The sequence below is a fragment of the Halorubrum sp. Atlit-28R genome (assembly GCF_003665955.1).
Lineage (GTDB): Archaea > Halobacteriota > Halobacteria > Halobacteriales > Haloferacaceae > Halorubrum > Halorubrum tropicale.
In genome coordinates, this window is the sequence record NZ_QPLS01000001.1 from 502734 (window position 1) to 527958 (window position 25225).

Here is a 25225-nt window from a genome sequence, read left to right on the forward strand (position 1 = left end):
CTAACGGTGATATCGTGGCAGTCACCTTCGACCTCTTCGGGACCCTCGTCGACGTCGAGTACCCGTCAGACCCGGCGGAAGCGGTCGCACGCGAACTGGAGTCCCGCGACGTGACGGTCCCCGACGACTGGCACGTCGCGTACGGCGAACAGCACGTCGAGGCGCCGGCCGGCGCGGAGGTCCCCCTCCCCGCCCACGTCGCCCGCGCGCTCGACTCGCGCGGCGTCGACGCGTCCCAGAACGTCGCCAGGCACGCCGTGATCGCGGCGTTCGACCCCGACGTGACCCGGCGCGACGACGCGCTCAACGCGGTCAGGGGCGCCGCCGAGCGCGGCCCGGTCGGCCTCCTCTCGAACTGCGCGGTCCCCGAGCTCGTCCCGCGGACGCTGATCCGCGCGGGGCTCCGCGGCGAGTTCGACGCGGTCACGACGAGCGTCGGCTGCGGCTGGCGGAAACCGCATCCCTCCGCGTTCGAGGCCGCGGCCGAGGCGCTCGGGACTGCCACCACCGGGCTCGTCCACGTCGGCGACGACGCCGAGACCGACGGCGGCATCGTCGCCGCGGGCGGCCGCTTCGTCGACGTGACGGAGACGCCGCTGTCCGAGGTCGTCGGCGAACTCGAGGCCGAGCCGTAGGCGGGGCCGACGGCGCCGAGCGGCCCCGTCAGTCGAAGCCGCGGTCCGCCAGCCGCGCGCGCCACGCCCCGTCGACCCGCCCCTCCGCGACCAGCTTCTCGACGTGCGCGGCGACCGTCGCCAGCGCGAGGTCCCGCACGCCGGAGAGGTCCTTCTCGTAGGCGCCGTCGACGACCGCGTCGAGGTCGGCGGCGCCGCGGTCGATGGCCGCGGTCACGTCGCGCTCGCGCGCCAGCCGGTGGTCGATCAGCCGCTGACAGGTCGCCTGGGGATCGCCGATCGGCGGCCCGTGCCCGGGGAGCAAGCGGCCGTAGCCGGCGTCGCGGACCCGTTCGAGGCTCGCGAGGTACGCGGACAGGTCGCCCTCGGGCGCGACGACCGCGACGCTCCCCTCGGCGACGGCGAGGTCGCCGCAGCACAGCACCGCGCGCCCGGGGGCGTCCGGGTCGCCGGCCGCGAACGCGAGGTGGTCCGGCGCGTGCCCCGGCGTGTCGACGGCGCGGACGGCGGTGTCCGCGACACGCTCGCCCGGCGCGACCGTCTCGTCAGGCTCGGTCCCGGTCGCCGCGGCGAACCGGTCCGCGTGTCCCTCCCGGGCGACGACGGTCGCGCCCGTCGCGGCGGCGTAGTCGGCGACCGCGCCGACGTGGTCCGGGTGGGCGTGTGTGACCGCGATCGCCTCGACGCCGCGATCGCCCGAGCCGCGCGCCGCGACCGCGGCGTCGAGGGCGTCGGTCCGGGCGGCCGGGTCCACGAGGAGCCCGTCGAGGAGGTACGCGTTGGTGGTCCCGCCGGGGGCGCGCGTGTCGACCGGGACCTCGACACGGGTGACCGCGGGGTCGCGGGACCGCTCCGCGTCGCCGGGGTCGTCTGGCGCCATCGCTCAGTCCCCGCGGCCGAGCGACGACCGCGCGGCCGGGCCGGGGCCGGATCCGCGTCGGTCGCGGCCCGGGATCGGCACGTCGGTGTCGCCCGCGACCGCGTAGGCGGCGAGGTCGACGGTCCCCGGGGCGACCGCGTCGACGGCGTCTACGGAGTCGTACGGGCGACCGACCACGACGTCGCCGGCCGTGCTCCGGTTGATCCCGGGGATCGCCGTCAGCTCGTCCATCGACGCCGCGTTCACGTCGAGCGGGTACGGGACGCCCGTCACGGAGCGGTAGCCGTGGTCGGTGATCGCCACGTCGATGCTGGTGCCTAACTCGCGCTCGCCGGGGACCGCGACCAGCAGCGCGTAGGTGCCGAGCTGGCGCCCGAACGTCTTGCCGTCTTGGTGGTACTCCAGGTGGACGTCCGGGAGGACGGTCCCCGGCGGGACCACGCGGTCGAGCATCGGGTTGTCGATGGTCTCGCGCACCTCCCGCTTGTACGCCTGGAACTGGTCTTTGTGCTCCTGTGCGACCTCGGCGCCCGTCTCGGCCATCTCCGTGCCGGCGAACGCCATCACCTGCCGGATGTTGATCCGGCGGAGCATCAGCCCCTCGTCGTAGACGGTCTGGAGGAAGCGCTTGTTGTGCTCGTAGGTCTCCGGCCGCTCGCCGGTCAGCCCGTGAACGAGGTTGATCCCGGGGAGCAGCTTCGGCAGCCGCGGCGACGCGTCCGGACCGGTGGAGGGACCGGTTACGCGGGAGGCGTCGCCCGGCGTCGTCGCCGGGTCGTCGCCGGGGCGCCAGCCGCCCTCCTCGTTGACGACCCGGACGGCCTCCAGACACTCCTCGGCGGTGACGAGCAGGTTGTTCTCCTCCTGGACGACCGGGTCGGCCGATTCGAGCCCGAACGCGGCCGTGTCGCCGGGCGTGTTGTGCTCGGCGATGACGCGGATCGCCTCGCGGGACGCCTCGGGGTAGTCGGTGATCGTCACCGGGTTCATGTTGTCGAGGTGGAGCGTGCGGAGGTCGGGCGCGACCTCGCGGATCCCGCCGTACAGCTCGCGGAGCGCGTCGGGGTTCGGCGCCTCGCCGTCGCCGCCGAACGCGAGGATGTCGGCCTGCCGCCCGAGCCGGAAGTGCCTGACCCCGCGGTCCGAGAGCGCGTCGACCTCGTCGACGACCGACCGCGCCGCGCGGAACGCCGGGTCGCCGTACAGCGGCTCCGTACAGAAGGAACAGCGGTACGCGCAGCCCCGGGAGGTCTCCATCTCGCAGATGAGGTAGTCTGGGTGGTTCGGATGTTGTTCGACGACGAACGCCCCCCGACGCGCCCAGCGGTCGACCTCCTCGTTCGTCCGCATCCGGTTTCCGTATCCCTCTAACCCCTCGCGGACGAGGTCGTGGGCCGCGGCCTCGACGTCGCCCATCGCGACGAAGTCGTAGTCGAGGTCGTCGCGCCGCGTCTCCTGTGCGCCCGCGTTCTCCTCGCCGACCCCGAACCGCACGGGACCCCCCAGGAGCGTCACGCCGTCCGCTGTCCAGCCGAGTTCGCGGACCTCGTCCGGCTCCGCGGGGGTGCCGCCGACGTACTTGCCGGGCACCGTCATCCCGCCGACGTACACCATCAGGTCCGCGTCCGCCACGTCGGCGTGCTTCGAGCGGTCCTCGCGGAGTTCGTCGATGGTGTGATACGTGATCTGCGACTCCGGGACGCCCGCGTCGACGAGCGCGCCGGCCGTGTACCGCGGGTACGTCGAGAGGTACGGCGGGACGCCGAAGTGGGCCGGCTCGTCGACGTACCCGTCGACGATGGTGACGGCGAGGTCGTTCGGGTCGGCCGGGAGCGACCCCCGGGCCGACGCCGGCGAATCGGTCATGTTACCTCCCGTAGTCGGCCGAGAGGGGAAAAGCGTGCGGAACGCTGGGGCGGGGCGCGCGGCGCGGGGAATTGTTTATGTCAGATTGGACGGAACGATGCGGTATCCCCTCTGAGACGGTCTCGGCCAGACTGCGCGTCGCGCGATACGTCGCGTTCGGCGGTGTCATCCTCCTCGCCACCGGACAGTTCTACGCCGCCGAGCCGCGTCCGTGGGGCGCCGCGGCCGCGTGGGCGGTCGGAACCGCCCTCGTCTTCGGGCCGGTCGCGTGGCTAGCCCGCGCCCGAGTCCCGGAGGAGCGCCGCGAGACGCTGACGTACGTCGCCGCGGGCGTGGGAATCCTCACCGCGTCCGTCTGGCTGGGCGTGTCGCTCGCGTTCGCTCCGGCGCTTTTCCCGTACGGCCCGGGCGTCTGGGCGGGAACCACGCTCGGGGTCCTCGTCGCGTTGCTCGCCGAGCGGACCGTCGTTCCGGAGCGCATGCGCGGCGCCGGAGTCTGAGTCCCGCGCCGCACGTCTCGCGTCCACGGGACGCCGCCGCCACGCCGTTTAAGCCCTCGCCGACACAACTGGCGCGTATATGCCATCGACGATGGAGGTCAAGTGCGAGAGCGACGACTGCGAGCTCGACATGTTCGAGAACCACTACACGTACGACGTGCCGGAGGACCACGCCGTCGGGGACCTCTCGTGTCCGTACTGCGGCGGGAACGACCTCGTGGAAATCGAGGTGTAAGCCGTGGGGCGACTCGTCGAAACCGGTCGGTCCGCGCTCAGGAGCGCCCTCGAACGCGTCGGTCGCGGATTGGGGCGCGTCCAGGAGCGGCGCCCGCTCTCCACCGACCTCCTCGAGAGCGACGACGCCTACCTCGTCGTTTTCGACGCCCCCGGCGTCCGCGGCGAGGACGTCGACGTCACCTTCCTCGACCGCACCGTCGAGGTGAACCTCGAACGCTTCCGCGACTTCTACGACGGCTACGACCTCGTGTTCCCGGGCCGCGGCGTCTCGCTGTCCGGGCGTGTCGACCTCCCGCGCGACGCCGACGTGACGCCCGAGGGCGCGAACGCGACGCTCACGCGGAACGGGACGCTCCACGTCGAGATACCCAAACGCGGCGGGTCGAGGGACATCGACGTCGTCGAAGAGAGCGACTGACTCCGCCTGTCCCGGCCCCGCTCGGCCGGGCTACTCCCCGTCCGTCCGGTTCGACAGCGACATCCCCTCCGTGACCTCGAAGGACTCGTCGCCGTCGAACCGCTCGGGGTCGAACGCGCCGATCCACGGCGAGTCCGGCACGTCGACCGCGACGCCCGCGAGCGACGCGAGCACGCCCTCGGCGACCGTCTCGCCGATCGCCGGCGCGCGCATGAACCCGTGTCCCTGCCAGCCGGCGGCGACGAACAGGGTCGGGCCCGCCTCAGCGCCCGCGTCGACCGGACCGACGAGCGGGTCGCCGTCGGGCGTCGCGGTACAGAGCCCGGCCCAAGCGCGCGCGTCGTCGAGGTCGCGGCCGGTCCGCGCCGAGCGACCGGGGGCGTCGCCGCGGGCGAGCCGCTCGTCGAGGACGGCCACGACGTCCTCGCGGAACCAGTCGTCCGCCTCGCGGCGGTAGTCGTCCGGGTCGGCCGGGACCGGTTCGGTGCCGTCGCCCGCGAGCAGCCCGTCCGGATGCGGGCGGAAGTACGCGTCCGCGGTGGCGTCGTAGACCATCGGACCGTCGTAGGCGTCCCGGGCCACGAGCGCCTGAACGCGGTAGGGGACGACCGGGACCGAGACGCCAGCGTCGGCGAGCAGCGAGCGCGTGTGCGCCCCGGCCGCGACGACGACCGCGTCGAACGCGCGCCGCTCGGCCGCCGGGCTCCCGCCGCCCGCGTCGTCGCGGACCCGTATCTCGCGTCCCGCGTCGGTCCGGGAACCGACCGCGACCGGGGTATCCGTCTCGATCGCGACGCCCTCGCGAGCGGCCCGCTCGCCGAGCGCGCGGACGTAGCTCGGGGGGTCCGTCCACCCCGCGCCCGCCGCGACCGCCGCGACTGCGAGGTCGTCGGTCCGGAGCGACGGGAATCGCTCGCCGAGCGCGTCGGGGTCGACGAGCGACACCTCGCGGCCGTGCTCGCGCATGCGGTCGACCATCGCCGGGACGGCGTCGGCGTCCGGGTCGCCCTCGCAGACCGCGATGACGTACGGGCACGCGGCGAAGGAGAAGCCGGGCAGCGAGCGGTCGAACGCGCGGAACCGTTCCAGCGCGCGGGCGCCGACCGCGGCGTCGACGTCCTCGGCGTAGGCGTCGTAGAGGAGCCCGGCCGCGCGCCCGGAGCTCCCGGCCGCGAGCTCGCCGCGCTCGAACAGCGTCACGTCGGCGCCGCGAGCCGCGAGGTCGTGCGCGGCGGTGACGCCGACCGCGCCGCCGCCGACGACCGCAACCGACGGGGCGGGCTCGTCTGCTTCGGTCATACCCCGTGACACGCGAGCGACGACGAAAAGCCACCGGGACGACGATTGCGTATACACTACTGCGGTGGCGCGTGCCTGCGAGCGGCCGGAGCGAAGCGGGGGCCGCGAGACAGCACGCGCGAGGGATGCCGTGAGTGACGGGCGACAGCAGGGAGCCCGGAACGAACGGCGAGGCTGGGGAAGTATGAGGCTGCTGTGCGGTGCGGGTGGGGTGGGACTCAAAGGGGCAGTCGCGAGGGTGAAGACGGGCGACGCAAGGACCGCAGGAGCGCGCGGTGCGGGCGACGAGGACCGCAGCGAGCCCATCGAGCCCTCGCGACTGGGGCTTCGGCGGTGTTCTCCGCCGATCTGTCCTCAACTGCGTACAGCCGAGCGGCCGGAGCTTTGAAGGTGTGGCCTCTCGACCCGTAGCCCCACGGTGACGCGAATCCGGATCGAAGCTCAGCCCCTTGCCGTGCGTTCGGCCGGTGACACGCGTGTCCCCGCCCACGTTATACGCGTCGAACCCCACCTTCCGAACATGAATCAGCTCGTGAACGGCGAGTGGCGCACGGACACCTACGAGGCGACCGACGAGGAGGGCGCGTTCCAGCGCGGCGAGACCACTTTCCGGAACTGGATCGCCGGCAGCGACGTTCCGGAACACGTCGACGCGGAGCCGGACGAGCGCTTCCAGCCGGCGGCCGGCCGGTACCACCTGTACGTCTCGTACGCCTGCCCGTGGGCGCACCGGACCCTGCTCGCCCGCTCCCTCCTGGGCCTCGAAGACGCGATCAGCGTCTCCGTCGTCGACCCGTGGCGCGGCGAGGACGGGTGGCAGTTCAGCCCGGAGAAGGACGGCTGTACGCGAGACCACCTCCGCGGCAGCGACTACCTCCGCGAACTGTACGTCGAGGCCGACCCCGACGCCACCTGCCGGGTGACCGTCCCCGTGCTGTGGGACAAAGAGGAGGAGACCATCGTCAACAACGAATCGCGCGAGATCCTGCGGATGCTCTCGACCGCGTTCGCAGACCTCGGCAACGGCGCCTCGCTGCTCCCCGACGCCGACGACGACGCGGCCGTCGCGGACGTCGACGAGGCGATCACGGACATCTACGAGCCGATCAACAACGGCGTCTACCGCGCCGGGTTCGCCACCTCGCAGGAGGCGTACGACGAGGCCATCGACGACCTCTTCGAGGCGCTCAACCGCTACGACGAGCGGCTCGCCGACCAGCGGTACCTCGTGGGCGACTCCCTGACGGAGGCGGACATCTGTCTGTTCACCACCCTGGTCCGCTTCGATCAGGTGTACCACACCCACTTCATGTGCAACCGGAAGTTCGTCCACCAGTACGACAACCTCTGGCCGTACCTGCGCGACCTCTACCAGACGCCGGGCGTCGCCGAGACGGTGGACATGGCCCACATCAAGGAGCACTACTACACCACGCACCCCGACGTGACCCCCTCGGGCATCGTCGCTCGCGGGCCCGACCTCGACTTCGAGGCGTCGCACGACCGCGAGCGGCTCGGCGGCGAGGCGCCGACGCCGGCCGCGGACGACTGAGTCGGCCGCGTCGCCGAAGAAATCGAAGAAATCGAGACGGGACGGTCGGGTCCGCTACCCTTCCATCCCGCCGAACGAGAGGCCGTCCTCGACGGAGCGCTGGGCGGCGAAGTAGACGATCGCCACCGGGAGCGCGAACAGGTTCGCGAACGCCGCGAACCGCGTCCACGGCGTCGAGAACCGGCCCTCGGTCGCGATGTTGTACAGCTCCACCGAGAGCGGGTAGTTCTCGGGGCGCAGCAGCGTCTGCGCGATGATGAACTCGTTCCAGCCGGCCAGCCAGACGAAGATCAGGACGACGGCGAGCCCCGGCTTCGTCAGCGGGAGGATCACTTCCCGGATCGTGTCGAGGAAGCTCGCGCCGTCGACCATCGCCGCCTCCTCGTAGGAGACGGGAATGTTGTCCATGTACGTCTTCAGCAGCCACGTGTTGAACGGGATCGCCGACGCGGCGTAGAAGAGCCCGAGGACGAACAGGTTGTTCGTGAGCCCGTAGGTGCTGAACAGCGAGTACAGCGCCACGAGCGTCGCGATAGACAGGCCGGCGCCGATCTGCGTGAAGAGGACGTAGCCGTAGAGGATGCGCTTGCGGCCGACGAACTTGCGGCGCGAGAACGCGTACGCCGCCGGGACGATCATCCCGAAGCCGGCCGCGAGCGTCACGCTGACGATGTAGAGGCTGTTGAACACGGCCCCGGGACCGGTCTCCGTGCCGGCCCACCGGAAGCTCACGAGCCCGTCCCCGCCGCCGAGGACCAGCTGGGGGTACCCCCAGTCGCCGTCGACGAAGAAGAAGTCGGACTCGAAGATCACCCACCGGTACGCGCCGAGGTTGTACGTCGACGGGTCCGGGAAGATGCCGCTCGTGTTGAACAACCGCGACCCCTCCGCGAGCGACGCGGTCGTGATCCAGAACAGCGGGAACAGCAGCACGAGCACCATCGCGAGGCCGAACAGCGTCATCAGGACGCTCTTGGCCACGTCCCAGGCGCTGCGTTTCCCCGTGCGGACGTCGTATACCGCCCGCTGGATCACCACGACGAACCGCTTCGGCGCGGTCGCGAGGCCGATCAGCTTCGAGCGGACCAGCCCGACCGCGCCGGCGACCAGCGCGGCCGCGGACTCGAGGGGGTTCATTCGTCACCCACCCCCTCTGCGAGGCCGCCGTAGCGCACGGCGACGTACATGAACAGCCCGACGAACCCGATCCCGACGATCAGGATCGCGGCCGACAGGCCGAACTGGTTGAACGTGATCGCCTCGCGGTAGCCGTACACGATGATCAGCTCGTTCTGTCTCGACGGCCCGCCCTGGTTGAACACCCACGGGATCAGGAACTGCTGGAACGACGTCGCGGCCGTGAGGATCGACGCGAACAGGACCGGCCCCTTGATGGCGGGCAGCGTCACGGTCCGGAACCGCTGGAGCGCTCCCGCGCCGTCGACCATCGCGGCCTCGTGGAGCGACTTCGGCACGTCCTGAAGGGCGCTCACGATGATGATCACCATGAACGGGTACGCCAGCCACACCTCGGTGGTGACGTACGCGAAGAACGCCTCCCAGCGACCGCTGAGGAACCCGACGGGCACGTCGAACAGCAGGGCCTGCGGGGCCGACAGCGACGACATCACGTCGTTGTACCGGCCCAGGATGGTGTTGAACACGCCGAAGCGCGCGTCGCTGAACATCCCGCGCCAGACGGTGATCGTGAAGATGCCGGGGAACCCCAGCGGGACGATCACCGCCGCGCGCATGTAGCGCTTGCCCGCGACCCGGACGTGGTTCAAGAGGAGCGCGATCCCGACCGCGAGGATCACCTTGATCACGAGCGAGACAGCGACGAACAGCCACGTCGTCGTCATCGACGTCCAGAACTGCGAGTCGCCGATCAGCTGGACGTAGTTCGCTAGCCCGATCAGCTCGGCGCCGCCGCCGATCACCGACCCGGCGAACGTCGCGTCGGTGAGCGAGATGTAGAAGAGGTAGAAGATGGGGTACAGCATGAAACTCGAGAAGAGCAGCACGCCGGGCGCGACGAGGAGCAGCCCCCAGTCGCGACTGGAGAACGGCAGCGCCGACCGCAGGCGCGCCACTGCGCTCACGCCGGTTCCGGGTTGCGAAGAGGCCATCGCTCCGAGCGGGGCCTACAGCGCCTCCCGGATCTCGGAGGCTGCTTGGTCGAGCGCGGCGTCGCTGTCCTGTTCGTCGTTGAAGACGCGCTCCAACGCCTCCGTCACGGGCGTCCAGACGCTGTCCATGTCCGGGTGCGTCGGGATCGGGACGCCGTGGTCGACCTGCTTGGCGAACGCCTGGACCTCCGAGGAGAGGTCGCCGTTGCCAACGACGTCGGCCAGGACGGGGATGTACCCCTGTTCCGCGGCGTTGGTCTGGATGATCTCCTCGTTGGTGGTGTACCACTCGGCGAGGCCGGTCGCCGCGTCGACCGTGGACTGGTCGGCGTCGGCCAGCATCGACGAGAAGTAGAACAGCTGGATGCCCGAGTACGTGCGCGGGTGGTTCCCGTCGACGGTCGGCAGCGTCGTGACGCCGAGGTTCTCGATCGACTCCTGGAGGTTCCCGAGCTCCCACGGGCCGTTGATCGCGAACGGCGCGAGGCCGTCCGCGAACGCCACGATCTGCGACTCGTAGCCGGGGTCGGCCGGGACGTACTGCGACACCGTCTCGAGGGCGTCCATCCCGCGCTTACACGCGTCGCTGTCGACGCCGACCTCGAGGTTCTGCTCGTCGAAGATGTTCCCGCCGTACGCCTGGATGAACCCGCTGGCGAAGTACGGGTCCGTCACGGGGTACGAGAGGCCGTACTGGCCGTTCTCGGGATCGTGGTGCTCGTCCATGATCGAGACCATCTCCTCTAGGGTCTCCGGCGGCTCGTCGACCATGTCCTTGTTGTAGAACAGCGTAACGGTCTCGGAGGCGAACGGGAGCCCGTAGAGCCCGTCGTTGAACTGCGCCGCCTCGCGCGCCGCCTGCGTGTAGCTGTCGAGCGAGACGTCGACGTCGTCGCTCGCGTCGTAGAGGAACGGCGGGTCCTCGCGGACCGCGAAACGGCCGACCCAGTCGTGCGCCCAGACCCACGAGTCGGGACCGTCACCGGCCGGGATCGCGGTTTCGAGCTGCTGGTCGAGCTCGCCGCCGGGCGCCTCCTTGTTGATGGTGTTGCCCGTCTCCGACTCGTACTGGTCGATGTAGTCGGTCATCGCCTCGTCCTCGGCGTCGGAGAGGTCCGTCCACAGCCGCGCGGACCCGGTGTTTCCGCCGTCGGATCCGTCCGACCCGTCGGATCCGTCCGACCCGTCCGATCCGTCGGACCCGTCGCCGCCGTCACCGCCGTCGCCGCCGGTGCTGATACAGCCCGCGAGCCCCGCGAGCGCAGTCGTTCCCCCCATCGCCTTGAGCAGCGTTCTACGTTTCTCGTTCATGCGTCCAGAACAAATGATGAATTATATTTTCATACATTTAGTGTTTGGGGTACGTTCCGATCGATCGGGATCGATCCGCGTCGACCGAGTCGTTCGACGATCGACTCGACCGAGTCGGGAGCGCCGTTTCCGCTCGTGAGGGCTCTCTCCGCCCGATTCTGCCGGAACGACCGATCCGGAGGAGGAAATGCGGATATTTGAGAAGAGATTGTTCACCATATATCAGGGAAACAGCAAAGAACTCATATGCAAGCGGACCGGTCTTCAGGGAAATGGCACGCGTCACGCTCGACACGCTCCGGAAGGAGTTCGACCGAGGAACCATCGTCGCCGTCGACGACCTGGACCTAGAGATCGACGACGGCGAGTTCGTGACCGTCGTCGGGCCGTCGGGGTGCGGGAAGACGACCACGCTCCGGATGGTCGCGGGGCTCGAAGAGCCGACCTCCGGCACCGTCAGCTTCGACGACGAGGACGTCACCGACATCCACGCGAAGGAGCGCCCGGTCGCGATGGTGTTCCAGAACTACGCGCTGTACCCCCACAAGACGGTCCGCGAGAACATGGCGTTCGGGCTCAAGATGAGCACCGATATGACGACGGAGGAGCGCCACGAGCGCGTCCGCGAGATGGCCGAGATGATGGGCATCGAGGACCTGCTCGACGACAAGCCCGACGAGCTCTCCGGCGGCCAGAAGCAGCGCGTCGCGCTCGGCCGCGCCATCGCCCGCGAGCCGGAGGTGTTCCTCTTCGACGAGCCGCTCTCGAACCTCGACGCGAAGCTCCGCACGGAGATGCGCGCGGAGATCCAGAAGCTCCAGAAGGAGTTCGGCGTCACCGCGATGTACGTCACCCACGACCAGGAGGAGGCGATGACGATGGGCGACCGCCTCGCCATCCTGAACGACGGGAAGCTCCAGCAGGTCGGCGAGCCGACCGAGGTGTACCAGAACCCGGTCAACGAGTTCGTCGCCGGCTTCATCGGCTCGCCGTCGATGAACTTCCTCGACGTTGACGTGGAAACCGACGGGACGACGGCGACGATCCGGGACGAGGCGTCCGGGCTCGCGTTCCCGCTCAGCCGCGACTACGTCGCGGGCCACGACCTCGAGAGCGGCCCGTACACCCTCGGCGTCCGCCCCGAGAACATCGGGGTCGTCGAGCGGCCGACGGGCGAGGAGACCCTCACGGCGACCGTCGAGGTCGTCGAGCCCATCGGCTCCGACAACTACGTCCACCTCGACGTGAGCGAGGACTTCCTCGCGCGGTCGCCCGCGGACGTTCAGCCCGAGGCCGGCGACGAGGTCGGCGTCACCTTCGACGAGGCGGACCTCCACCTGTTCGACCCCGAGACCGGCGAGGACGTGTTCCTGACCGAGGAGGAGATCGCGGCCGCGGTCGCTTAGGGACGGTCGATGTTCGGCGATCGCGGCGGCGTGTGAACCGATCGTTCGTACTTTCTCGCCGAATCGGAGACGGACGCTGTTAGCTCCGCTGCTCGGTATGAACCCACCGTTTCGGCAGAACACCGCCGAACCCCGGCCGCGACGACTCGATGCGCTCGGTGCGCTCCTTGACCGCCTGCCGACCGCTCGGAGGCGCGCGCCACCGCGGGTTTGTATATAGATCGAGCCGCGTCGCGGCGAGTCCTCCGTCTCGCGTCGCCGCCGACAACGGCTTGAAGTGCGCGCTCGTCGGACGGTCCGTACGCATGGAGCCGCCAGACATCGAGCGGTTGGACGAGCGGACCGTCCAGCGGATCGCGGCCGGCGAGGTCGTCGAGCGGCCCGCGAGCGTCGTGAAGGAGCTGGTCGAGAACAGCCTCGACGCGGGCGCGAGCCGCGTGGCGGTGTCGGTCGAGTCCGGCGGGACGGAGGGGATCCGCGTCCGCGACGACGGCGTGGGGATTCCCGAAGACCAGCTGGAGGCGGCCGTCGCGGAGCACGCCACCTCGAAGATCGGCGATATCGAGGACCTCGACCGCGGCGTCGGCACGCTCGGCTTCCGGGGCGAGGCGCTGTACACCGTCAGTGCCGTCTCCCGACTCACCGTCCGCTCGCGGCCTCCGGACGCCGAGGCGGGCGCTGAGATCACCGTCGAGGGCGGCGACGTGGGCGAGGTCCGGCCGGCCGGCTGCCCCGCGGGCACGACCGTCGAGGTCGACGACCTCTTCTTCAACACGCCCGCCCGCGAGAAGTTCCTTAAGCGGACGGCGACGGAGTTCGACCACGTGAACACGGTCGTGACGAGCTACGCGCTCGCGAACCCCGACGTGGCGGTCTCCTTAGAACACGACGGGCGGGAGACGTTCGCGACCGAGGGGAACGGCGACCTCCGGTCGGCCGTCCTCGCGGTCTACGGCCGCGAGGTCGCCGAGTCGATGATCGACGTGGACTGGACGCCCGAGGCGGGAGAAGCGGGCGGTACGGCCGACGCCGACGACGCCCCGGTCGAGCGCGTGACGGGACTCGTCTCGCACCCCGAGACGGCGCGCTCGACGCGCGACTACCTCTCGACGTACGTCAACGGGCGGTACGTCACCGCGAGCGCGCTCCGGGAGGCGACCCTCGACGCCTACGGCGGCCAGCTGGCGCCCGACCGCTACCCGTTCGCGGTCCTCTTCGTCGAGGTCCCGGCCGGCGACGTGGACGTGAACGTTCACCCCCGAAAACTGGAGGTCCGGTTCGACGAGGAGCCGGCGGTCCGCTCGGCGGTCGAGACGGCCGTCGAGGACGCCCTCCTCGACCACGGGCTGATCCGCTCGACTGCGCCCCGCGGGCAGTCGGCGCCCGACGAGACCGCGGTCGCCCCGGAGACGCCCGACGTCGAGGCCGTCGGCGGCGCGGACACCGACCACGAGCGCGCCGCGCGCGAGGGGCGCGAGCCCGCGGCCGAGTCCGCGGCGTCGAGCGACCCGGCGGAGGCCGGAGGCGGCTCGGAGGACGCTCGCGACGACTCGTCGGCGCCGACAGAGCTGGACCCTGCGGACGACGCGGCGTGGTCGGTCGACGGGCTGGGCGGCGAGGGCGCGTCGACGGACGGATCGGCCGGCGAACAGGCGGATCCCGGGCGCACCGACGCGGGCGGCGACGCGCGCCCGTCCCCGCGGGACTGGCAGTCGGACCCCGCGGACCGCGACGACGAGTCGACGACGGAGACCGACGAGGTCGCGGGGGCGACCGGTGACGCCGCGGAGACGCTGACCGACGCGGCCGACCGGGGCCCCGATTCGCCGGACGGCGGGTCGCCGACCGGCGCCCGCTCGGTCGGCGACAGACCCGACCGCGGCGCGGCGGCGGCCGGTGAGGAGGACCGAACCCCCGCGGAAGAGTCGTCGCGGGCGCGCCCCGCGACGCGGCAGCGGACCCTCGGCGGCGAGGGGGCCGAGCGCGAGCGCGAGTTCGACTCGCTGCCCTCGCTGCGGGTGCTGGGACAGCTCCACGAGACGTACGTCGTCGCCGAGGCGCCGGACGGGCTCGTGCTGATCGACCAGCACGCGGCCGACGAGCGGGTGAACTACGAGCGGCTGAAGGCGACGTTCGCGGACGGCGCGGACGCGCAGGCGCTCGCGGAGCCGGTCCGCATCGAGCTGACGGCGCGCGAGGCGGCGCTGTTCGAGGAGTTCGTCGACGACCTCGCGGGGATCGGGTTCCGGGCCGAGCGCGCGGGCGACCGCGAGGTCGCCGTCACGGCCGTCCCGGCCGTCTTCGACGCCGCGCTCGACCCCGACCTCCTGCGGGACGCGCTGTCCGCGCTGGTCGACGACGCGGCCGCGGGCGACGAGCCGGTCGCCGACGCGGTCGACGAGCTGCTCGCCGACCTCGCCTGTTACCCCTCGGTGACGGGGAACACCTCGCTCACCGAGGGGCGCGTCGTCGACCTCCTCGACCGGCTCGACGCCTGCGAGAACCCCTACGCCTGCCCGCACGGGCGCCCGGTCGTGATCCGGCTCGACCGCGAGGAGATCGGGTCGCGCTTCGAGCGCGACTACCCGGGCCACGGCGGGCGGCGCGCAGAGTAGGGAACCGGCGCGGGTGTCGGCGGAGCGTCCGCGCGCCCTCCGAATATTGCGTCTGATATTCTCGGGAGGCCGTTTAACACGGAGGTTCCCTATCTTCGGATACATGCCGATTGCAGCGTTGAGAAACAGTTACGGGGCGAAGTTGGGCGCGGGATACGTCGCGACCGGCGCGTTCATCGTGGCCGTAGGCGTCGTCACGAACGACGCCAACGCGACGGTCGTCGCGGCGGTCGCAGGGCTGTTGACGCTCGGGTCGATCAACGCCGCCGAGACGGTCGCGAGCGTCACCGAGATCGGGGCACAGACCCGCCGCGTCGCGCAGGGGGACATCGATCAGGAAGTACGGTCGACGCGGACGGACGAGTTCGGGCGGCTCGCGGGCTCTATCGAGGATATGCGCGTCTCCCTGAAGGACCGACTGGCGGAGATGGAGCGCACCCAGGACGAGCTCGAGGAGGCCCGGGCTGAGGCCACCGAGATGGCGGACCGGTACCGACGGACCGCCGATCGGTACGCCGAGGTGATGGAGGAGGCGGCCACCGGCGACCTCACGCGGCGGGTCGAGGTCGACGAGACCGACGAGAGCCTCGCCACCGTCGGGGAGTCGTTCAACCGGATGATGGACGACCTCCAAGGGACGGTCGAGACGGTCCGCGAGATGGCGGACCGGATCGAGGCCGACGCCGGGGAGATGGCCGAGATGAGCAGCGAGGTCGAACAGCGCGTCGCCGAGGCGACGGGCAGCGCGTCGACGATCCGGGGGCAGGCGAGCGACCAGCGCGCGGAGCTCGAATCGATCGCCGCCGACATCGAGAACGTCAGCGCGTCCGCCGAGGAGATCGCCGCGACCGTCGACGACCTCTCGGACCGCAGCGAGGCGGTCGCACGGACCAGCGACGACGCCCGCAGCTCCTCCCAGACCGCGCTCGACGAGATGGCCGAGGTCGAGGCGGAGGCCGAGCAGGCCGTCGACCGCGTCGAGCGGCTCCAAGAGGGGATGGACGAGATCACCGAGATCGTCGACATCATCGGCGAGATCGCCGAACAGACCAACATGCTCGCGTTGAACGCCTCCATCGAGGCGGCCCGGGCGGACGGCTCCGGCGACGGTTTCAGCGTCGTCGCCGAGGAGGTGAAGGGGCTCGCGGAGGAGACACAGTCGCGCGCGAACGAGATCGACGAGATGATAGACGACATCGCAGACCAGACCGAGGAGGTGACCGTGTCGATCCGGTCGACGCAGGAGCGCGTCCAGACCGGGACGGACACGGTCGAGTCGACGCTCTCCGACATCGAGACGATCGCCGACTCCGTCGACGAGATCAGCGCCTCGCTGGGCGAGATCCGGCGGACGACCTCCGACCAGGCCGACACGGTGCAGGACACCGCCGGCTCGGTCGACGAGATCACGGAGCTCAGCATTGAGACGGCCGAGACCGCCGAGGAGGCGGCCGAAGAGATCCGGGCCGGGCAGTCCGTCGTCGAGGACGTGTCCGACTCGCTGCGCGAGTTCCAGACCGACGCCGTCACCACGCTCCAGGAGCGGGTCGCGGCGTTCACCGTCGAGGCCGACGGCGCCGACGCCGGCGGTCCGGGCGCCGAGCCCGGGACGCCCCGCTCGCGGGCGACGACCGACGGGGGTGCGCGATGACGGCCGCCGTCACCGCCGCGTACTGGCTCGCGGCGCTCGGCTTCCTCGTCGGCGTCGGGATCACCGCGGTGCTGTACACGAAGCTGACCGACTCGGCGGACCGCAACCGGCTCGCCGCGCTGGCGGTCATCCCCGGCTTCGCGGGGCTCGCCTACGTCGGGATGGCGCTCGGCATCGGGACCGTGACGGTCAACGGGAACGAGCTCGTCGGGCTCCGCTACGTCGACTGGATCGTCACCACGCCGCTTCTGGTCGGGTTCATCGGCTACGTCGCCGGCGCGTCGCGGCGCGCCATCGCCGGCGTGATGATCGCCGACGCGCTCATGATCGCCTTCGGTGCGGGCGCCGTCGTGTCCAGCGGGACGGTCAAGTGGGCGCTGTTCGCCGTCTCGGCCGGCTTCCATGTCACGCTGTTCGCGTATCTGTACCTGATATTCCCGCGGACGGTTCCGGACGACCCGATGCAGCGCGGGCTGTTCAGCCTGCTGAAGAACCACGTCGGGCTGCTGTGGCTCGCGTACCCGTTCGTCTGGGTGATGGGACCCGCGGGGATCGGCTTCACCGGCGCGGTCGGCGCCGCGCTGACGTACGCCTTCCTCGACGTGCTGGCGAAGGTGCCGTACGTCTACTTCTTCTACGCGCGGCGGCAGGCGTTCACTGACGTGGTGTCCGCGGCGGCCGCGGAGCGCGAGGCGGCCGCCGCGGTCGGCGACGACGCCCCGACCGCCGCCGACTGAGTCGGGCCGGGGGCGATCCCGGCGACCGCAGAGAGGTACGTTTTAGGCGACTGCGACGGACCCGGCGGTATGGAACGCGTAGCGATCGTCGGCGCGTCGATGACCCCGTTCGGGCAGCGCGACGCCTGGGTGCGGGAGCTGCTGGCGGAGGCGGGCGCGGCCGCGCTCGACGACGCCGGCGTCGACGGCGACGACCTCGATCACCTGTACGTCTCGAACATGGCCAGCGGCGAGTTCGAGGGGCAGACCGGCGTCCCGAACGCGCTGGCCCACGATCTGGCGGCCCAGCCGGCCTATACCGCGCGGATCGACCAGACCTCCTCGTCGGGCGGGGCGGGCGTGTACGCCGCGTGGCAGTCGGTCGCGTCCGGCGCGAGCGACCTCACCATGCTGGTCGGCGGCGAGAAGATGACCCATCGGACGACCGCGGAGGCGACCGACGTGATCGCGTCGCTCACCCACCCGGTCGAGTACAAACACGGCGTGACGCTCCCCTCGTTCGCGGGGCTCACCGCGCGGCTCTACCTCGACGAGTACGACGCGCCACGCGAGAGCCTCGGGAAGGTCGCGGTGAAGAATCACAGGAACGGGGTCGACAACCCGCACGCGCAGTTTCGGAAGGAGGTCGACCTCGACACCGTCCTCGACTCGCCGGTCGTCGCCGACCCCCTCCGGCTGTACGACTTCTGTCCGATCACGGACGGCTCGGCGGCGCTCGTGTTCTGCCCCGAGTCCGTCGCCGAGGAGTACGCGCCCGACGGGAGCTACGCCGTGATCAGCGGGATCGGCGGCGCGACCGACACCCACGTCGTCCACGAGCGCGCGGACCCGACGACGATGGGCGGGGTCGTCGACTCCTCAGACGTCGCCTACGAGATGGCCGGCATCGGTCCGGACGACGTCGACGTGGCGGAGCTCCACGACATGTTCACCATCCTGGAGTTCCTCCAGAGCGAGGACCTCGGCTTCTTCGAGAAGGGCGAGGGGTGGAAGGCGGTCGAGGAGGGCGTCACCGACCGCGACGGCGACCTGCCGATCAACACCTCGGGCGGCCTCAAGTCGAAGGGCCATCCGCTCGGGGCGAGCGGCGTCGCGCAGGTGTACGAGATATTCAAGCAGGTGACGGGCGACGCCGGCCCGCGACAGGTCGAGGCCGACACGGGCCTCGCCTGCAACGTCGGCGGGTTCGGGAACTGCGTGACCACCACTATCCTGGAGGGAAGCCAATGAGCGACAACGAGACGACCGACGGCGAGGACGGGGCAGCGCCCGGCGAGGAACCGACCTTCGAGGCGGCGGAGTACGCGGACGGGACGGTCACCTACCCGCCCCACACCGTGAGCCCGGACGGCGCCGAGCGCGTCGGAACGGTCGACCTCCGCGAGTACGAGGGCCGGGTCGTCACGTGGACGACCTCGACCGCGACGCCGCCGGGGGTCCGCGAGCCGAACACCCTCGCCATCGTCGAGTTCGAGATGGGCGACGACTACGACGGGCCGCCGGTCCGCGCGCTCGGACAGGTGGCCGAGCGGGGCGACTCGGAAGCGGGCGACGACGGAGACGGCGGGCAGTTCGACGTCGCCATCGGCGACCGCGTCGAGCCCGTCCACGCCGGCGAACTGCGCGAGCCGGGCGCCGGCATCCGCGAGCCGGAGAGCCAGGACTGGGACGGGTTCCGGTTCCGCCCCGTCGAGTAGTTCGAGAGCGCCCCGCGGCCGGGGGCCTCAGGCCCGGAACCGCGACGCGGCGGAATCGGTGAGCGCACCGAGCCGGTCCTCGTGAACCCCGTCGAGCGTGTAGACGTCGGGGCGGTACCTGATCTCCTCGGTCACGCCGTGGACCTCCCTGAGCCGACGCCGCACCCGGTCGACGTCCGCCCGGTCGAAGTAGTTCGGCGTGAACACCAGCACCGCGTGGGCCGTCTCGCCGAAGGCCTCGCGGCCGGCGCGGGTCGTGACCTTCGCGTCCCAGAACCGCCCGGCCGCGACGTCCTCGACCACGCCCTCCCAGAGGTCGTCGACCGCCGCCGCGGAGCGCTCGACGAGCCACTTCCCGCTCAGGTACGTCGTCTCCAGCGCGAGGCGGTCGGCGTCGCGGACTGTCTCGGGGGCGACCGGGAGCGCGTCCGCCCGCGATCGGTCGATCTCCGGTAGGTCCGCCTCGGTCGTCGCCGCCGGGCGCGTCACGTCGTGGGTCGGGAAGTAGGCGTCGCGGGCCTGTCGCGGGAACCCGGTCACGTGCTTCACGCGGAGCCAGTGCCACCCGGCCTCGTCGATCGCGGTCGGCGACCGGTTGGTGACCATGGAGCCGGTTCGTCGCCGCGGGTAAAAACGGTCTCGTCCGTCGCGACGCGGACGTTGGCTCGCGGCGCTCAGACCCGTCGGTAGTCGCCGAGCCGCGTCCCGTCGAGCAGGTAGGCGTCGGCGGCGGGCAGCGCCGCGGGGAGGTACGGCGCGAGGAACGACTGGCCCTCGACGTTCACCCACGTCCCGCCCGAGCGTTCGTTGAACGCGGGGAAGACGACGAGTTCGGGTGCGTCGGCCGCGCGGTCACTCTCGTCGCCCGACTCGGTGAACGCCGCGGCATCGAGCTCCCCGCGGAGCCACGCGCGCTCGACGCGCGAGCCGCCGACCGCGTCCTCCAGCCGCACCTGCGGGTGTTCGTGGCCGGTACACACGACGTCGGCGTCGAGGAGCCCCGGGTCCGGCCAGGTGTGGCCGTGACAGACGCCGACGGCTCCCGGGGAGTCGCCGATCAGCCCGCCCTCGGGACCTATCACGTCGAGGTCGTCGGCGAACGCCTCCGCGACGCCCGCGTCGTGGTTCCCCTCGACGAGCGTCATCGGGACGCGGTCCGTGACGGCGCGGACCAGCGTCTCCAGTTCCTCGCGCTCGTCGCCGTCCGGCGCGCCGATTCGGTGCGCGAGGTCGCCGAGGACCACGAGCCGGTCGGCGTCGGTCTCGGCGATCAGGTCGCAGAGGCGCTCGCGGCGCTCGCCGGTGCGGGAGTCCAGTTCGACGCCGCGCTCGTAGCGCAGGCCGACCTCGATGCCGGCGTGAACGTCGGCGACGAGCACCGCGCGCTCACCGTCGAGGTCGGCCACGGCGGCCGGCTCGCCGACGACCGGCTCCACCCGCGCCATCAGATCGGCTTGAGCAGCCCGTCGCCGGGCTCGTAACACTGCCCGCTCATCAGCGCGTCCTGGATGGCGTCCTCGACCGCGCCGGGATCGACACCGTGGTCGTCGGCGACGCGCTCGACGACCGCCTCGCGGGGCGCGCCGTCGCCGTCGTCGAGGTCGCCCATCGCCGCGACCGCGGCGGCTTCGAGGTCGACGTCCTCGGCGGCCTCGGTCGCGTCGGACTCGTCGTCTTCGGTCGGTTCGGCGGCCTCGGTCGCCGGGTCGGCCGGCTCGCTCTCCTCGGTCGCGGCGCCGGACGCCTCGTCCGCGGCCGCCGCGAGGTCGTCGACCGGCTCCTCGGCGAGGTCCTCGGGGTCCGGCACGTCGATGTCGGCCTCGCCCGGGTCGTCGACCTCGGTGCCGGTCGAGAAGTCGGTGCCGAACTCGGACTCGATCTCCTCGCGCTCTTCGTCGTCGAGCTGGTACATGTCGTCGGCGTCGGCGTCCGGGTCGATGTCCGCGGTCGCGTCCGCCTCGCTCCCGTCGTCGAACGTCGCGTCCGCGTCGCCGCCGGCGTCGAAGTCGCCGAGCCCGCCGTCGTCGGCTGCCGCCTCGGTTGAGTCGCCAGTGTCGCCGAGCGATTCGGGTTCGGCGGTCGAAGCGGACGCCGGTTCGGCCGTGTCGTCCGTCTGTGACCCGGCGTCGTCGGTCGACGCCTCGGTCGAGTCGCCGAGCGACGAGTCGGTCTCGGGGGACGACGAGTCGTCGTCGACGGTTGCCCCGGAGTCGGCGGCCGAGTCCGACTCAGCGGCCGAGTCCGACTCCGCGGCCGGATCGGCGTCGCTCGCGGCGGGAGACGGTTCCGCCTCGGAGGCGCCGGCCTCGCTCGGGGTTCGGTCGGCCTCGGTCGTCGCCGCCGGCTCGACGACCGTCACGTCGGTCTCCGGGAGGGGACCGAGCGCGGTCTCGCCGCCCTCGTCGGGGGCGAGGTCGAGGGCGCGGACCTCGTCGCGGTCGCCCGCGATCATCTCCAGGGCGTCGACCGCGAGGCGGCGGACCGCCTCGGCGTAGGCCGCGGTGGTGCCGTAGTGGTCGAGCGCCTTCGGGATCCCCGCGGCCAGGGGGGCGGGGGCGCCGCCCGCCTCCAGCGCCGCGCGGAGGTCGTCGCCCCGGAGGTCGGAGTCGAGCGCCCGCGCGAACACCGCGAGGCGGTCGAGCGTCGCCTCCGCGGCGGAGACGACCCAGCGGTCGCGGGTGTCGGCGTCGACCTCGTTGAGGCTCTCCGGGCGGACGGAGGTGAACACGCGGTCGGAGTCCTCGGGCTCGAAGGTGCGCGCCTTGCCCGTGAGCGCGACGAACGCCGGCGGGTCGGCGCGCTCTAAGAAGGTCTGCGCCTCCGGCTGGTACTGGCCCGCGTAGGTGACGAACGCGCCGGAGGGGTCGACGACGCGGCCGCGCCGCGTCTCGTCGTTGACGCGCTCGACCTCGGTGAGCACGCCGGCGGTGAACAGACGGTTCACCCGCGCGCCGGTCGGGGTGACGACGTAGTTCGGGGCGCGCTCCTCGTCGCTCTCGGAGTACGACAGCGAGGCGTCGTCGAACTCGGCGGCGAACACCCGGTAGGCGACCTCGCGCGTGCCGGGCCCGTCGTCGCTCATTCGCCCACCTCCGCGAGCGCGGCGCGGGCGTGCTCGGCGGGGTCGTCGGCGGCGAGCGCGAACTCGGTCGCGTCGAGGGTGGCGCCGTAGTCGTCGACCGAGAGGTTCCCGCGGACGCGGTAGGCGCGCCCCACGAGCGCGTCGGCGATGTCGTCGGCGACGACCTGCTTGTCCATCGCGTCCTTCGCGGCGGCGAGGGCGTCGTCGAGCCCGCCGCCGTACACCTCCGCGGTGAGCTCGTCGTCGAGGACGACGGTGACGGTGTCCGTGCCGTCGTCGAGGATGGCCTTCACGCGCAGGTCGTCCTCGCCGTCCACGTCGCCATGGCTGCGGCACTGGCCGTTCTGGACGACGCGGCCGCACTCCGGACAGCGTTCGATGAGTCCGGAGCCGTCCCGGACCTCCAAGACGTTCCCGACGACCTCGACGTCGAACATCCCGCCGGAGCCGACCGCGTCGGCGACCGAGAGGCGGGGGGCGTCCTCGGCGACCTCGACCGGGTCGGGGAGCGGGGTGACCGTCGAGAACTCCGTGAGGTTGATCGAGGGGACGCCGCGGAACTCCCGGACGTACACGTCCTCGATCCGGAGGTCCGCGCCGACCGCGATCTCGGATCGGGGCTGCCAGTCGGTGAAGGGGAGCTTCGCCGTCTCGTCGCCGACGACGCCCTCCAGGATCTCCGTCTCGCCGTCGCGGCCGGAGATTGTCTTCTCGTCGACCTCCAGCACCCGGACCTCGACGTTGCGGCCGCGGTCGCCGGCCGCGATGTCGACGAGGCTCCGGTCGCCGCCGACCTCTCGGTCGACCTCGACGGGCTCGTCGGCGATGGCGACCGTCGTCGAGTCGTTGAGGTTGAGCTCCGGCGCCCCCTCCCACTCGCGGACGCCGGCGTTGCCGATCGTCAGCGAGTCGCCCGGCTCGAAGCCGAAGTCCTGCCACGCGGTGTAGGAGATGACGCCGGTCTCGTCGGCGACCTCCCCCTCCCGGATCGTGAGGTCGTCGCCCTGGTATCGGATGGTGCGCGTCCCCTGCGTCAGCACGCGGACGGTGACCGTCACGCCGTCGTTCTCGGTGGTGATCTCGCCCACGTCGACGGCGTCCGGGGTCGGCGACGACCCGCCGCCGCCCCCGCCGTGCTTCCGGCGGACGCTCTGTTTCGCCTCGTCGATGGGGACGCTGTACTCCAGTAGGTTCTGTAGGTCGGCTTTGACCTCCTCTTTGTCGACGCCGAGGTCGGAGGCGAGCTCCTCGGCATGGCTGTTGACGTCCATCGAAGCGAGGTTCGGCGCGGCCGCACAAAAGGATTCACCACCGTTCGAGCCGGCCGCGGGCGGGAGCGCGGCGCCCGCGACGGCCGGTAGGGCTAAACCGTCCCCGTCCGCATCGTGGGGCATGGACGAGATCGACGTCGACGCGCGGATAACCGACGACCGCACCGTCATCGACGTGACGGGCACGAGGGACGTCGCCGTCGTCGTGCGGTCGGCGAACGGCGAGCGGATCTACCTCCCGCCCGAGGGGTTCGACGACCCGGTCGGCGGGTCGCCGTACACCTCGCCGTATCAGGGCGCCGGCGCCGGCGGCGAGGAGAGCCCGTACGGCGGGACGACCGGCAGCACGCGCGGCGTGATGGAGACCGCGAACGGCTTCCGGGTCACGCACCCGCAGCCGGTGACGGAGTTCGACGTGTATCGGGGCGACGAGAGCTGAGCCCGCCGCGGGCGGCGGACGGGTGGGGACTAGACCGGGGGTTCAGGCGACGTCCTCGTACACGGCGAGCGTGTCCTCGGCCACGTCCAGCCACTCGCGGCGCTCGTACTCCGGCGGCTCCTCGCGGTCGAGCGCCTCGATGAGCCCGTGGACGATCGACTCCGAGTCCGTCGCGACCTCGACGAGGCAGCCGTCGGGGAGCACCTCCGCGACGCCGGACGGGGTCGCGACGACCTGCGTCCCGGCCTCCAGCGCCTCCGTGATCGTGATCCCGAACGGCTCCGCGTACGACGGCGAGACGAACGCGTCCGAGGCGGCGTAGTAGTCGCCGAGCTCCGCCTCGGGGACGTAGCCGACGAACTCGACGCGGTCCTCGATACCGAGCAGCTCCGCGAACCGCTTGAGCTGGTCGGTCTGGTGGCCGGATCCGCCGACGACGAGCGTCGCGTCGCGGCCGCGCAGCTTCTTGACCGCGTACAGGAGGTGGGAGATCCCCTTCTGGTCGGTGTGGCGCCCGACGAAGAACAGCATCTCGCCGTCGATGCCGAGGTCCTCGCGCACGTCCTTCCCGGAGAACGTCGGCGTCGAGAAGCCGTTGTACACGACCCGCGAGTCGGCGTCGTACAGCTCCCGGATGTCCGAGCGGACGATCTCGCTGACCGCGATGTTCGTGTCGGCGGCGTTCGCGAGGCGGCGCTCGGTCTCGACCTCGCGGCTCGGCGGGTCGATGTTGCGGTCGCTCGCCAGCGAGTGGAACGAGGAGACCCAGGTGGCGTCGGACGCGCGGGCGGCGGCGCGGCCGGGACCGTACCCGAACCAGTCGTGCGTGTGGACCACGTCGTGGTCGGGCGCGAGCTCGGCGAAGCGGTCGGAGAGCTCACCGACGCGCGCCGCGACGTCGCCCTCGCCGGTCTCGACGGGTTCGAGTCCCGGCTCGTCGTCGGGGGCGAACTCCGCGGGCAACACCAGGGTGACCTCGACCCCGAGGTCGTCGCGGAGCCCGGTGAACAGTTCCCCCACGTGGACGTCGAGCCCGCCGGTGATGTTCGGCGGGAACCCCCACCCCAGCATGAGTACGCTCGGCGGCATACACCCCCGTTTCTGGAGTCACCACTTAGGTATGCCCCTCGTGGCGTGGGAGAACGGAGAGACAGAGGGCGGGGAAAGGAGTCGGCGGGAGACGCTGTCGGACCGCGTTCAGGCCGCGCGGACCGCGTCGCGCAGCGCGTCGGTGCGCTCGGTGATCGAGCCGGCGGCGTCCGCGAGCACGTCGAGCGGGTCGCCCTCCTCGGCCTTGACCGTGAGGACGGGCTCGGTCTGCCCCCCGGACTGCTCGGGGTTCATGTCGTAGGTCGCGGCCGCGACGTCGTCCGACTCCAGCAGGGCGCCCTTCAGGACGTTCATGAACGTGTGGTCCTCGCCCGCGATCTCGATGTGGAGTTCCGTGTCGGTCTTCTCGATGACCCGCAGTTCCATGTCCGAGAGGTCGGGCGAGCGGCG

Annotated in this window: 24 protein-coding genes; 12 read left to right on the forward strand and 12 right to left on the reverse strand. The window is 71.5% G+C overall.

The features are described from left to right. The first annotated feature begins 14 nt into the window (after positions 1-14). On the forward strand, positions 15-635 hold the full coding sequence (locus DVK06_RS02660; RefSeq protein WP_121599172.1) for an HAD family hydrolase: 621 nt from the start codon (positions 15-17) through the stop codon (positions 633-635). Between the two features lie 28 nt (positions 636-663). On the opposite strand, the gene DVK06_RS02665 is transcribed toward DVK06_RS02660, so the two are convergent. Next, complete coding sequence (locus DVK06_RS02665; protein ID WP_121599173.1) at positions 664-1515, reverse strand: MBL fold metallo-hydrolase; 852 nt, start codon at positions 1513-1515, stop codon at positions 664-666. A 3-nt stretch (positions 1516-1518) separates the two neighbouring features. Further along, complete coding sequence (locus DVK06_RS02670) at positions 1519-3381, reverse strand: radical SAM protein (protein ID WP_121599174.1); 1863 nt, start codon at positions 3379-3381, stop codon at positions 1519-1521. Between the two features lie 104 nt (positions 3382-3485). Here DVK06_RS02670 and DVK06_RS02675 point away from each other — a divergent pair, with 104 nt between their 5' ends. From DVK06_RS02675 to DVK06_RS02680, 3 genes are all read left to right on the forward strand, one after another. Then, positions 3486-3881 (forward strand): hypothetical protein, encoded by a 396-nt coding sequence (locus DVK06_RS02675; protein ID WP_121599305.1) that lies wholly within the window; start codon positions 3486-3488, stop codon positions 3879-3881. A gap of 79 nt (positions 3882-3960) precedes the next feature. After that, positions 3961-4116, forward strand: a complete 156-nt coding sequence (locus DVK06_RS18865; RefSeq protein WP_199236331.1) for a hypothetical protein — start codon at positions 3961-3963, stop codon at positions 4114-4116. 3 nt (positions 4117-4119) lie between these two features. Continuing rightward, complete coding sequence (locus tag DVK06_RS02680; protein WP_121599175.1) at positions 4120-4536, forward strand: Hsp20/alpha crystallin family protein; 417 nt, start codon at positions 4120-4122, stop codon at positions 4534-4536. Between the two features lie 30 nt (positions 4537-4566). On the opposite strand, the gene DVK06_RS02685 is transcribed toward DVK06_RS02680, so the two are convergent. Then, complete coding sequence (locus tag DVK06_RS02685; RefSeq protein ID WP_121599176.1) at positions 4567-5835, reverse strand: FAD-binding oxidoreductase; 1269 nt, start codon at positions 5833-5835, stop codon at positions 4567-4569. A 520-nt stretch (positions 5836-6355) separates the two neighbouring features. On the opposite strand from DVK06_RS02685, the gene DVK06_RS02690 reads away from it, so the two are divergent. Then, entirely contained in the window at positions 6356-7387 is a 1032-nt protein-coding gene (locus DVK06_RS02690; protein ID WP_121599177.1) for a glutathione S-transferase family protein, read from the forward strand. Positions 7388-7441: 54 nt separating this feature from the next. On the opposite strand, the gene DVK06_RS02695 is transcribed toward DVK06_RS02690, so the two are convergent. Genes DVK06_RS02695 through DVK06_RS02705 form a run of 3 tightly spaced genes read right to left on the reverse strand, consistent with a single transcriptional unit; the run spans position 7442 to position 10827 of the window. Beyond that, positions 7442-8524, reverse strand: a complete 1083-nt coding sequence (locus DVK06_RS02695) for a sugar ABC transporter permease (RefSeq protein WP_121599178.1) — start codon at positions 8522-8524, stop codon at positions 7442-7444. Next, positions 8521-9516, reverse strand: coding sequence for a carbohydrate ABC transporter permease (locus DVK06_RS02700; RefSeq protein ID WP_121599179.1), 996 nt, complete (start codon positions 9514-9516; stop codon positions 8521-8523). Before DVK06_RS02700 ends, DVK06_RS02695 begins: the two co-directional genes overlap by 4 nt. 15 nt (positions 9517-9531) lie before the next feature. Beyond that, the gene (locus tag DVK06_RS02705) at positions 9532-10827 is read right to left on the reverse strand and encodes an extracellular solute-binding protein (RefSeq protein WP_233561594.1); all 1296 of its coding nucleotides are present in this window, start codon (positions 10825-10827) and stop codon (positions 9532-9534) included. 272 nt (positions 10828-11099) lie between these two features. Between DVK06_RS02705 and DVK06_RS02710 the strand changes: the two genes are divergently transcribed. The 6 genes from DVK06_RS02710 to DVK06_RS02735 all read left to right on the forward strand — a co-directional run bounded on the left by DVK06_RS02710 (position 11100) and on the right by DVK06_RS02735 (position 18933). Beyond that, complete coding sequence (locus tag DVK06_RS02710) at positions 11100-12233, forward strand: ABC transporter ATP-binding protein (RefSeq protein ID WP_121599180.1); 1134 nt, start codon at positions 11100-11102, stop codon at positions 12231-12233. Between the two features lie 305 nt (positions 12234-12538). Continuing rightward, positions 12539-14848: a DNA mismatch repair endonuclease MutL gene (gene mutL / locus DVK06_RS02715; protein ID WP_121599181.1), complete on the forward strand. Its 2310-nt coding sequence runs from the start codon at positions 12539-12541 to the stop codon at positions 14846-14848. A 103-nt stretch (positions 14849-14951) separates the two neighbouring features. Next, complete coding sequence (locus DVK06_RS02720; RefSeq protein ID WP_233561596.1) at positions 14952-16499, forward strand: methyl-accepting chemotaxis protein; 1548 nt, start codon at positions 14952-14954, stop codon at positions 16497-16499. Further along, positions 16496-17236, forward strand: coding sequence for a bacteriorhodopsin (locus tag DVK06_RS02725; RefSeq protein WP_121599182.1), 741 nt, complete (start codon positions 16496-16498; stop codon positions 17234-17236). Before DVK06_RS02720 ends, DVK06_RS02725 begins: the two co-directional genes overlap by 4 nt. Positions 17237-17305: 69 nt before the next feature. Continuing rightward, positions 17306-18466 carry a thiolase family protein gene (locus tag DVK06_RS02730; RefSeq protein WP_121599183.1) on the forward strand — a complete coding sequence of 387 codons (1161 nt, stop codon included), beginning with the start codon at positions 17306-17308 and terminating at the stop codon, positions 18464-18466. Then, positions 18463-18933, forward strand: a complete 471-nt coding sequence (locus DVK06_RS02735) for a hypothetical protein (RefSeq protein WP_121599184.1) — start codon at positions 18463-18465, stop codon at positions 18931-18933. The genes DVK06_RS02730 and DVK06_RS02735 overlap by 4 nt, the downstream gene beginning before the upstream one ends. 27 nt (positions 18934-18960) lie before the next feature. On the opposite strand, the gene DVK06_RS02740 is transcribed toward DVK06_RS02735, so the two are convergent. From DVK06_RS02740 to DVK06_RS02755, 4 genes are all read right to left on the reverse strand, one after another. Beyond that, positions 18961-19539 carry a putative phosphothreonine lyase domain-containg protein gene (locus tag DVK06_RS02740; protein ID WP_121599185.1) on the reverse strand — a complete coding sequence of 193 codons (579 nt, stop codon included), beginning with the start codon at positions 19537-19539 and terminating at the stop codon, positions 18961-18963. Positions 19540-19607: 68 nt separating this feature from the next. Then, complete coding sequence (locus DVK06_RS02745; RefSeq protein ID WP_121599186.1) at positions 19608-20378, reverse strand: metallophosphoesterase; 771 nt, start codon at positions 20376-20378, stop codon at positions 19608-19610. After that, entirely contained in the window at positions 20378-22015 is a 1638-nt protein-coding gene (locus tag DVK06_RS02750; RefSeq protein WP_121599187.1) for a hypothetical protein, read from the reverse strand. Before DVK06_RS02750 ends, DVK06_RS02745 begins: the two co-directional genes overlap by 1 nt. Further along, complete coding sequence (locus DVK06_RS02755; RefSeq protein ID WP_053771648.1) at positions 22012-23286, reverse strand: Single-stranded DNA binding protein; 1275 nt, start codon at positions 23284-23286, stop codon at positions 22012-22014. Before DVK06_RS02755 ends, DVK06_RS02750 begins: the two co-directional genes overlap by 4 nt. Before the next feature lie 121 nt (positions 23287-23407). On the opposite strand from DVK06_RS02755, the gene DVK06_RS02760 reads away from it, so the two are divergent. Further along, on the forward strand, positions 23408-23725 hold the full coding sequence (locus DVK06_RS02760; protein ID WP_121599188.1) for a hypothetical protein: 318 nt from the start codon (positions 23408-23410) through the stop codon (positions 23723-23725). A gap of 42 nt (positions 23726-23767) precedes the next feature. Here DVK06_RS02760 and DVK06_RS02765 read toward each other — a convergent pair whose 3' ends face one another. Next, on the reverse strand, positions 23768-24796 hold the full coding sequence (locus DVK06_RS02765) for a glycosyltransferase family 4 protein (RefSeq protein ID WP_053771961.1): 1029 nt from the start codon (positions 24794-24796) through the stop codon (positions 23768-23770). Positions 24797-24922: 126 nt separating this feature from the next. Then, complete coding sequence (locus DVK06_RS02770; RefSeq protein WP_004596453.1) at positions 24923-25201, reverse strand: DNA-directed RNA polymerase subunit L; 279 nt, start codon at positions 25199-25201, stop codon at positions 24923-24925. Positions 25202-25225 lie beyond the last annotated feature (24 nt).

What these genes read in the sequence shown, in the direction of transcription:
- DVK06_RS02735 (WP_121599184.1), top strand. Translation starts at nt 18,463, where the DNA reads ATGAGCGACAACGAGACGACCGACGGCGAGGACGGGGCAGCGCCCGGC.
- mutL (WP_121599181.1), top strand. Translation starts at nt 12,539, where the DNA reads ATGGAGCCGCCAGACATCGAGCGGTTGGACGAGCGGACCGTCCAGCGG.
- DVK06_RS02725 (WP_121599182.1), top strand. Translation starts at nt 16,496, where the DNA reads ATGACGGCCGCCGTCACCGCCGCGTACTGGCTCGCGGCGCTCGGCTTC.
- DVK06_RS02695 (WP_121599178.1), bottom strand. Translation starts at nt 8,524, where the DNA reads ATGAACCCCCTCGAGTCCGCGGCCGCGCTGGTCGCCGGCGCGGTCGGG.
- DVK06_RS02765 (WP_053771961.1), bottom strand. Translation starts at nt 24,796, where the DNA reads ATGCTGGGGTGGGGGTTCCCGCCGAACATCACCGGCGGGCTCGACGTC.
- DVK06_RS02665 (WP_121599173.1), bottom strand. Translation starts at nt 1,515, where the DNA reads ATGGCGCCAGACGACCCCGGCGACGCGGAGCGGTCCCGCGACCCCGCG.
- DVK06_RS02670 (WP_121599174.1), bottom strand. Translation starts at nt 3,381, where the DNA reads ATGACCGATTCGCCGGCGTCGGCCCGGGGGTCGCTCCCGGCCGACCCG.
- DVK06_RS02730 (WP_121599183.1), top strand. Translation starts at nt 17,306, where the DNA reads ATGGAACGCGTAGCGATCGTCGGCGCGTCGATGACCCCGTTCGGGCAG.
- DVK06_RS02685 (WP_121599176.1), bottom strand. Translation starts at nt 5,835, where the DNA reads ATGACCGAAGCAGACGAGCCCGCCCCGTCGGTTGCGGTCGTCGGCGGC.
- DVK06_RS02755 (WP_053771648.1), bottom strand. Translation starts at nt 23,286, where the DNA reads ATGGACGTCAACAGCCATGCCGAGGAGCTCGCCTCCGACCTCGGCGTC.
- DVK06_RS02740 (WP_121599185.1), bottom strand. Translation starts at nt 19,539, where the DNA reads ATGGTCACCAACCGGTCGCCGACCGCGATCGACGAGGCCGGGTGGCAC.
- DVK06_RS02750 (WP_121599187.1), bottom strand. Translation starts at nt 22,015, where the DNA reads ATGAGCGACGACGGGCCCGGCACGCGCGAGGTCGCCTACCGGGTGTTC.
- DVK06_RS02705 (WP_233561594.1), bottom strand. Translation starts at nt 10,827, where the DNA reads ATGAACGAGAAACGTAGAACGCTGCTCAAGGCGATGGGGGGAACGACT.
- DVK06_RS02770 (WP_004596453.1), bottom strand. Translation starts at nt 25,201, where the DNA reads ATGGAACTGCGGGTCATCGAGAAGACCGACACGGAACTCCACATCGAG.
- DVK06_RS02710 (WP_121599180.1), top strand. Translation starts at nt 11,100, where the DNA reads ATGGCACGCGTCACGCTCGACACGCTCCGGAAGGAGTTCGACCGAGGA.
- DVK06_RS02760 (WP_121599188.1), top strand. Translation starts at nt 23,408, where the DNA reads ATGGACGAGATCGACGTCGACGCGCGGATAACCGACGACCGCACCGTC.
- DVK06_RS02690 (WP_121599177.1), top strand. Translation starts at nt 6,356, where the DNA reads ATGAATCAGCTCGTGAACGGCGAGTGGCGCACGGACACCTACGAGGCG.
- DVK06_RS02720 (WP_233561596.1), top strand. Translation starts at nt 14,952, where the DNA reads ATGCCGATTGCAGCGTTGAGAAACAGTTACGGGGCGAAGTTGGGCGCG.
- DVK06_RS18865 (WP_199236331.1), top strand. Translation starts at nt 3,961, where the DNA reads ATGCCATCGACGATGGAGGTCAAGTGCGAGAGCGACGACTGCGAGCTC.
- DVK06_RS02745 (WP_121599186.1), bottom strand. Translation starts at nt 20,378, where the DNA reads ATGGCGCGGGTGGAGCCGGTCGTCGGCGAGCCGGCCGCCGTGGCCGAC.
- DVK06_RS02700 (WP_121599179.1), bottom strand. Translation starts at nt 9,516, where the DNA reads ATGGCCTCTTCGCAACCCGGAACCGGCGTGAGCGCAGTGGCGCGCCTG.